This window comes from Robertmurraya sp., assembly GCF_036676585.1.
Lineage (GTDB): Bacteria > Bacillota > Bacilli > Bacillales > Cytobacillaceae > Robertmurraya_A.
Map to the genome: position 1 here is coordinate 20,772 of NZ_JAKFCQ010000053.1, position 8,991 is coordinate 29,762.

Consider the following 8,991-nt stretch of genomic DNA (forward strand, 5'->3'; position numbering starts at 1 on the left):
ATGTATGCAAAACGCCTACGAGGGGTGAATTGTCATCTATATTTCTTCGAGCTGATGAATCATATCTTGAACGTGTTCTGTCAGTTCATTGACCTTTTCAAAGTCCATAGCATCTGTATAAATTTGTTCTAGTTCTTGATTGTACTCACTTGATTCCTTTAAAAAGCCCATCGCTTGATCCATCATATTTTTATAGGTTGCTTTATGGTTTGAAATTTCTTCTTCGAAAATTTCATCGGTTCCACTAGCAATGACGGAGCCGTACATATCAACAATCTCGTCTCCATCTCGGCTTGGAAAATATTCATGAGGTGCCGTACTGTCAAAGATGGCCATTCCCAGCTCCCTAACAATAACCATATCCAGACTATTTGGATCAAATCCACAATGATATACTTCTACATCTAATCCACGTACTTGTGCTTCTTCAGCAATTTTTCTTAGCATCGTTGATTTCCCGGATCCTGGTCTTCCTTTAATAAAATACCTTTTGGCAACATCCTCCGTTAAATTAGGAACATGGTCAACCGCTCCATCCGGAGTAGCTGCACCTAAAAAACGGTGCTTTACCGTTGATTCTTTATTTAAGGTCATATTTCCATAAAACTGTGATACTAATTTTCTAGTCAAATCATCTGCTTTCTGGAAATCCATCGCTTCAATATAGATTTTTTCCCAATTGTCATGAATGCTTAACGCTTCGGCAAAGTGCTCATACGCTTTTTGTTTGGCGTTACCTGCTAGCATGGACAATCTCAGAATTTGGTCCGTTTGTTCTGTTAGTTTACTTGAGTCCCAACCTTCTCCTAAGTTTACGTATTCCTCTATTGCACCAAGTGCCCTTGGGGTAATCGTATAGAAACTCGAACCGTTCACGATTCCCACCTTGAGCTCTGGAATGATCACTCCATCAACAGAGGAAGTATCTAGAGGACAATGCATGTATTCCACCTGATAATTTCTTCCTGCCCAGTACTCTCCCACTTTCTTCATAAGTGTTGATTTTCCCGTTCCTGGTGCCCCTTGCAATATAAAGACCTTCTGTAAATCTTTTAAACAGTCATCAAATAAACTATGAAAACCCTTAGCTGTATTTCCGCCAGCATAGTAGTTTCTAACACTCCCAGCCATTCGCACACATCCTTTGCTGAAAATTCATACGTGGAGCATTAGAAATATATGCGTTTCTCTCCTTGTCTTAGCACATGATCTAACATAGAGGATGACCAAATATAATTTTTACTTATTCATTCGTGAGTTCCGCTAATTTCCCACCTGTAACAAAAAGTAAGTCTTGCAGCTTCAGATCCATTTGGACTCCGATTTTTCCACCGCTCACGATGATGGAAGATAACTCTTCTGCACTTTCGTCAATTACGGTTGGGTACTGTTTTTTCATCCCTACAGGAGAACATCCACCACGAATATATCCTGTCCATTTTTGAATATCCTTGACGGGAATCATCTCTATTTTTTTCTCACCACATGCTTGCGCCCCTTTTTTCAGGTTTAGCTCCTTCTCAACAGGAACGATAAAAACATACAGTTGCTTGCTCGCACCTTGGGCAACAAGCGTTTTATACACCTGCTTTGGGTCTTTTCCTATCTTTTCTGCCACAGACACTCCATCAATTTTCTCGTCATGTGAATCGTACGTGATTAATTCATAGTCGATTTTTTTACTATCTAGAATTCGCATCGCATTTGTTTTTGCCTGCTTTGCCATACACCCCACCCTTTTTATTTTTTATGATACGAAAAAAGGCAGGGAGATACAATTCCCTGCCCACTGAAGGTATATTTAATAGCGGAATATAGGTGTCTTCCTCTCTACTACTTCTCGACCGATTGAGATATACGTGATATCCGCCTGTTTCGCTTCTTCTAGCTTATAACAATTTCGACCGTCAATAAGGAGTGGTTCTCGCATCATTCGTTTGTACTTGTCGAGTGGAAATTCCTTAATTTCTCCCCATTCCGTCACGATACACACCAAATCAGCTTGCTCGATAGCGTTCTCTATCGTTTCCGAATAGTGGATTGTATTCTGATATCTCTTTTTTACATGATTATGAGCAATAGGATCATACGCTCGGACATAGGCCCCTGCTTCAATTAAATCATCCATCAGCGGAATAGAGGGAGCATCCCTTATATCATCAGTGTTTGGTTTAAAGGAAAGACCCAAAACAGCAACGGTTTTTCCTTCCACACTCCCCATACGATCGATGGCTTTTTCAAAAAGAAGTGACTTTTGCTTCTCATTCACATTTATGACGGAACGAAGAATTTGAAACTCGTATCCATACAGGCTTGCCACATTTTCTAATGCTTTCGTATCCTTCGGAAAACAGGACCCGCCAAAACCGATTCCCGCCTTTAAAAAAGGTGTCCCAATTCGACTGTCCATCCCCATTCCAAGAGCTACATCCTCTACATTTGCACCCGTATACTCACAAAGCTTCGCTATTTCATTAATAAACGAAATCTTTGTCGCTAAAAAGGTATTGGATGCGTACTTAACCATTTCCGCACTTCGTATACTCATATGAACAATTGGAATTTGAAGAGGTTGAAAGATTTCCTCCACTTTCTCCTTGGCTTCTTTGTGATTAGAACCAATCACAATCCGTTCACCGTGAAACGTATCATAGATGCCCGAACCTTCCCGCAAGAATTCTGGATTAGAGACTACATTGACAGGCACATCTTTGCCGTCAAACATCGCTTGGAGCCGGTCATTAGTACCAATGGGGACGGTGCTTTTTGTTACGATGATTGTATGTGAAACGATATGTTGTGCAATGGTTTCTACAGCTTGTTCTATGAACGTTAAGTCTGCCGCTCCATCTTCTTTTTCAGGGGTGCCAACTGCTAGAAAAATTACCTCGGGTTCTTTGTAAGCTTGCTTTGCATCTGTAGAAAAGTGGAGCCTTTTTGCGAGAAGCTGCTTTAACAGGAGCTCTTCTAAACCTGGTTCATATATCGGACAAATTCCCTCTTTGAGCATGTTAATTTTTTGTTCATCTGTATCAAAACAAACCACCTCATGCCCTATTTCAGCTAAGCAAACACCGGTTACCAACCCAACATACCCTGTCCCGCAGACCGTAATCTTCATTCAGACCCTCCTCACTAATTTCTCCCCTGTCTTACTATCAGTATAGTTTGTATAAATGGAGAGAATTGCTAAGATCGTGTTAAGAAATTGAAAAGACCATATCGAGTGGATATAGTCTTTTCAAGGGATATTATGTCAAACGATATACTCTTGTCTCAAACGGTTTTAATGTAAATTCGTTCATGTTGTCGTGGGGATCAATCTCATAATTCGCTAATAACAGCTGATCGTGTTTTAATTCTAATCCGTCTACAGCGAAGCTTGCCGCTTCCCCAGTTAGATTTGATAGAACAACGACCTTATCGTTGTCACTTTCTCGTGTGTACACGTAAATTTGCGGATCTTCTTCTAATAGAAGCTCATATTTTCCGTACGTAAACACTTCATTGTTCTTTTTCAGATGAATCATTTTTTTATAAAAAGAGAGGATAGAGTGTTCGTCTTCTAGCTGCTTTTTCACATTGATTTCTTTATAGTTTGGGTTCACCTTCATCCAAGGTGTTCCTGTTGTAAACCCAGCTTCGTGATCATCTGACCATTGCATAGGAGTACGGCTGTTGTCTCTTGAAGTGGCCCAAATGATGTCCATAATGTCCTCATGAGAAACCCCTTCTTCACGCTTCAAACGATACATATTCTTTACAGCCACATCATCATAATCATCAATACTTGAGAAGTGGACATTGGTCATTCCAATTTCCTGACCTTGATAAATAAATGGTGTCCCCTGCATCAGGAAATACATCGCTGCCATGCTTGTTGCACTTTCGTACCAGTATTCTTTGTCGTTCCCCCATGTTGAGACAATTCGCGGCTTATCGTGATTTTCAATAAATAACGCATTCCAGCCGTCCTTTTCTAATCCCTTTTGCCAGCGTGTGAGCACTTTTTTCAAGCCTAAAATATCAAGACCTTTGGCAGGATCGGTATCCCAAAGATCCAGATGCTCAAACTGGAATACCATGTTCATTTTACCTTCTTCTTCTCCTACCCAAAGATGCGCTTCGTCTACTGACACCCCATTCGCTTCTCCTACAGTCATAACATCATATTTTCCGTACGTCTTTTCTTGCATCTCGGACAGGAACTCATGAATTCCTTCCTGATTCATATGCATGTCAAAAGAAGAAACGTATTTCTTATTTTCTGGGTTTGGCATATCTGGGAATCCTGGACGCTTTTTAATATGGCTAATTGCATCAATTCGGAACCCGTCTATGCCTTTATCTAACCAGTAATTCATCATACTATAGACAGCTTCACGAACCTCCGGGTTTTCCCAATTCAAGTCAGGCTGTTTGGTTGAAAACACATGCAAATAGTATTGATGTGTTTGTTCATCGTATTGCCAAGCAGAACCTCCGAAAATACTCTCCCAGTTATTCGGCTCTGCTCCATCTTTCCCGTCACGCCAAATATACCAATCTCGCTTCGGATTGTCCTTAGATTGACGTGATTCGATAAACCATTGATGCTCATCGCTTGTGTGATTAGGGACCAGATCAATAATCAGCTTCATTCCACGATCATGAACAGCTGCTAACAGAGCATCAAAGTCCTCCATCGTCCCGAAGTCTTCCATAATGTCTTCGTAATCGGAAATATCGTATCCATTATCGTCATTCGGTGATTTATACATGGGACAAATCCAAATCACATCAATCCCAAGATCCTTTATATAATCAAGTCGTTGAATCATCCCTTGTAAATCGCCAATTCCATCTCCATTTGAATCCTGGAAGCTTCTTGGATAAATTTGATAAGCCACGGCTTCCTTCCACCATATCTTCTTCATACATTACCCCTCTGACCTTCTATTTTTTCATGCTGTAAACTGCTTTTTAGAGAGCGCAACCGTTTGCATAAATAGGTAAAAAAATAACCTTTAAAAGGTTGCACTGTTGTTAATAGTTTAACGCTTACAAGAATTTTACGCAATACCGGGTTCTTTTTTGCAGGAATTTCGTTAATCCATCGCAAATATAAATCATCTGGCCGTCCTAAAAAACGGCCAGTTTCCCATTCAGGATTCACTCATCAATGATTTATGAATAAAAATCGCCGCTTGAAGTCCTTCTCCCATCGCAACTGTCACTTGCTCGGAATGAGCTACCACATCACCTGCTGCCCATACATGTTTGATATTCGTCATTTTTGAACGAGGATCAACAAGAATATGTTTATTTTCCATGCGTTCCACTCCAAGCTGAGCAGCAAGCTCGGAACGTACCTCGTTGTTTCCAAACGCGACAAATCCGTGGGTTGAAACTAACTGAGTTCCATCTGCCAAAGTGATACCTTGAAACTGACCGTCCTTCGCCTGTACCTGTTCAATCGACTGTTCATAGTACTCAATATTCTCCTTTTTAAGCTGTTTAAGGAGTTTTTCATCCACTTCTTTTCGCTCGTGATTCACATAAACAAGCTTTTTTGACCAAAACAATAAAGTCAACGCCGCATTAGCACCGACATTACCAGAGCCAATCACGATACATTCCTCGTCTTTGATTTCGTATCCATCACAATCAGGACATATATACACACTCTGCCCTAGGCATGGGTACAGTTCAGGGATGGGCGGGATCCGGTCCATTACCCCAGTTGCAATTAACAATCTCTTTGCCTTTTTCTCGTCCCCACTATGAGTGGTTACATGAAAAATCTCTTTTTTCTTTTCCACTTTTTCAACTTTTTCTAGTAAAAACTCGACTCCATACTGCTTTGCCTGGTTCTCCCCAATCGACCGTAAATACTCACCGCTCACTCCGGATGGATAGCCGAGCACATTATGATAGCTTCGGCACAGAGTAGACCTTCCGTCACCTGAATCAATCACGAGCACCTTATACATATATCTTCCTAACTGTATCGCACACTGTAATCCAGCAATTCCTCCACCAATAATCACGCAATCATACACCACTGTTTTCCGCTCCTTTCTACCTCCTTACCTTGCCCAACTACCGGGTATTTTTGCTATAAAAAAAGAAAAAGCTGACCCACTAAGGGCCAACTTTCACATAATTGCCTTTTGTTGCTGTGTACGAACTAAGTCTGCATAAAATCCATTTTGTTTCAGTAGCTCTTTGTTTGAGCCTTTTTCAATGACTTGACCATCTTTTAACACAACGATTAGGTCTGCATTTTGAATCGTGTTCAGGCGATGGGCAATCACAAATGTGGTTCGGTCCTTCATCAACCTTTCTAACGCCTCAATAATTTTCATTTCCGTAATGGTGTCAATACTGCTTGTCGCCTCGTCTAGAATCAACAGAGCTGGGTCCGCTAGTAACGCACGGGCAATGGATAACAACTGTCGCTGTCCGTGACTAATTCCTGCCCCCTCCCCATTTAGCACGGTATCGTATCCATCGGGAAGCTTCATGATAAAATCATGCGCATTTGCTTCCTTCGCTGCCTGGAGAACCTCTTCGTCAGTGGCATCTAGACGACCAAACCGAATATTTTCTCGAACGGTTGATTCAAATAAAATAGAATCCTGTAAAACAAAACCGATTTGCTTTCTTAAGCTGTCTCGTGTAATTTCCTTGCTATCTCTTCCATCAATCCAAATCGTTCCCTGATCACTGTCGTAAAAACGAGCAAGCAAGGAGATGACCGTCGTTTTCCCCGCTCCCGTTGGTCCAACTAGGGCCACCGTCTCACCAGCTCTTGCTTGGAAACTTACATCCCTTAATGTCGCAAGGCCCTTATTATAGGAAAAGCCAACCTGATCGAATACAATCTCTCCACGCAAACAATCAATGGAGTTTGCTTTCCCTTCATCATCCTGTTCTTCTTTTTCATCCACGATTTGAAATACACGCTCTGCACCAGCAACAGCCGATAAAATCATGTTGAACTGGTTAGCTAGATCATTTAATGGTCTCGTGAACTGCCTAGAGTATGTAGTAAAGGTAACAATGATACCGATTGAAACCGATCCCTTGATGGCAAGAATTCCACCAATCCCAACAATGATCGCAAAGCTTACGTTGTTTAGCATATTCATCAGTTTCGGAATAAAGCCCGAGTATGTTTGAGCCCAATAATTTGATTCTTTTAATGCATCGTTTTTCTCCGCAAACTGTTGGATCACTTTCCGTTCCTGCGAGTACATTTTCACAATTTTTTGACCCGACAGTGTTTCCTCAATGAAACCGTTCATGTCACCGAGTGTTTTTTGCTGCTCCTTAAAAAACTTCCCTGTTCGGTTCGTAATCCATTTCAATCCGGCAAACATAACAGGGACTATCGTTAATGTTAATACCGTTAACAAAGGGCTCAGCCATAACATCATGGCAACAGTTCCTACTATCGTTAACGTACTTGTAACCACTTGAATAATGGCTGAATTCAATGTTCGACTGACATTTTCCATATCATTTGTTAAGCGGCTCATAAGCTCACCGTGCTGACGCTTCTGGAAAAAGGAAATGGGGAGCATATGCAGTTTTTTGAAAAGCTGGTTTCTCATTCGAAAAACTATTTCTTGAGCAATTCCAATCATCCAATAGTTCTGGAAAAATAGTGCCCCTGATTGCAAAAGAAAGACGATGATGACTCCAAATAACAATAATAAAAATCGTTCTTTATTGGTTCCTGCAATAACATCGTCAACCGCCACTCCTAATAAATAGGGACCAATCAAGGAAAAAACAGAACTTGCAATCACCATAAAAAGAACCCAAGAGAGCAGTGTCTTTTCTTTGTTTGCGTAGCCAAGAACCCTAAGCAGTGTTCTCTTCATATTCTTTGCTTTTGGCTTTGTTTGAGGTTTATGCAAGCTGCTCCATCTCCTTTTGCATCTGGGACTTGTATATTCTACGGTAGCTGTCGCTTTCTTTCAGCAATTGTTCATGCGTCCCTTTTGCGACCAACGATCCTTCTTCGAGGAGAAGGATTTGATCCGCTTTTATGACCGAGCTAATTTTTTGAGCTATGATAAAAGTGGTACATGCTTGGTCTTTTATTGAAGCTAGAATGTTAGCCTCAGTTTTGGCGTCAAGCGCACTCGTACTATCATCCAATAACAAGATGCTTGGCTGTCTTACGATTGCCCGCGCGATGGAGAGACGTTGCTTTTGACCACCTGATAAATTTACCCCACGCTGTCCTACCATAGTTTCGTATTGGTTCGGGAGAGTCATGATGAACTCATGAATTTCTGCCTTTTTCGCAGCTTCTATAATCTCATCAAAAGTGGCATTCTCCTTCCCCCAGCCAATATTCTCTTTTACCGTACCAGTAAATAAATGTGCTTCTTGAGGAACCATTCCGATTTGCTTTCTTAGTTCTTCCTTTTCATACTTTTTGATATCCTCGTCATCAATCGTAATATGTCCTTCAGTTGCCTCAAACAAGCGAGGGATTAACTGAAATAGGGACGTTTTCCCTGACCCTGTTTCCCCTAAGATTCCGATTCTTTGACCTGCCTCAGCCGTAAAACTAATGTCTTTCAGTGTTGGCTTGAGCGCTTGTGGATAGTGGAAACTCACGTGATGAAACTCCACTCGTCCGTCTATTATTTTTCCTGTTGAAGGAGTTTTCAGCTGTTCAGCATCCGTTTCTTGCTCAAGTATTTCAACAAGCCTTCCTGAGGAAGCTTGTGCCCTAGAGTAATTCATCATAACAAAAGAAAAAACGGTAAAAGCAAACATAATTTTGGTTCCATAATTAAGCACAGCGACGATTTCCCCCGCTTGTGCCCCACCGATATCCAGCTGAAGAGAGCCAAACCACAGAATAATAACCATCGCAACATTCATTCCGAACATGAGAATAGGCATCGTCATCTCCATGATTTGAAGAGCTTTTTTATTGTCCTCTCTTAGCAGCTTGTTTACTTTTTCAAACCGTCCCTGCTCATG

The 8,991-nt window shown here is 41.2% G+C and carries 7 protein-coding genes; all 7 read right to left on the reverse strand.

Annotated features, from left to right (window positions below):
- Nucleotides 1-36: 36 nt before the first annotated feature.
- On the reverse strand, nucleotides 37-1,131 hold the full coding sequence (locus tag ACGLXV_RS06480) for a PRK06851 family protein (RefSeq protein ID WP_391557986.1): 1,095 nt from the start codon (nucleotides 1,129-1,131) through the stop codon (nucleotides 37-39).
- A 112-nt stretch (nucleotides 1,132-1,243) separates the two neighbouring features.
- Nucleotides 1,244-1,726: a Cys-tRNA(Pro) deacylase gene (gene ybaK / locus ACGLXV_RS06485; protein WP_119710320.1), complete on the reverse strand. Its 483-nt coding sequence runs from the start codon at nucleotides 1,724-1,726 to the stop codon at nucleotides 1,244-1,246.
- 75 nt (nucleotides 1,727-1,801) lie between these two features.
- Entirely contained in the window at nucleotides 1,802-3,121 is a 1,320-nt protein-coding gene (locus tag ACGLXV_RS06490; protein WP_391557987.1) for a UDP-glucose dehydrogenase family protein, read from the reverse strand.
- A gap of 130 nt (nucleotides 3,122-3,251) precedes the next feature.
- Nucleotides 3,252-4,916: an alpha-glucosidase gene (locus ACGLXV_RS06495; RefSeq protein ID WP_391557988.1), complete on the reverse strand. Its 1,665-nt coding sequence runs from the start codon at nucleotides 4,914-4,916 to the stop codon at nucleotides 3,252-3,254.
- A gap of 228 nt (nucleotides 4,917-5,144) precedes the next feature.
- Complete coding sequence (locus ACGLXV_RS06500) at nucleotides 5,145-6,044, reverse strand: NAD(P)/FAD-dependent oxidoreductase (RefSeq protein ID WP_391557989.1); 900 nt, start codon at nucleotides 6,042-6,044, stop codon at nucleotides 5,145-5,147.
- Nucleotides 6,045-6,137: 93 nt separating this feature from the next.
- On the reverse strand, nucleotides 6,138-7,871 hold the full coding sequence (locus ACGLXV_RS06505) for an ABC transporter ATP-binding protein (protein ID WP_391557992.1): 1,734 nt from the start codon (nucleotides 7,869-7,871) through the stop codon (nucleotides 6,138-6,140).
- Nucleotides 7,872-7,899: 28 nt separating this feature from the next.
- Nucleotides 7,900-8,991: ABC transporter ATP-binding protein (locus ACGLXV_RS06510; RefSeq protein ID WP_391557990.1), on the reverse strand; the 1,092-nt coding region annotated here is incomplete at its 5' end.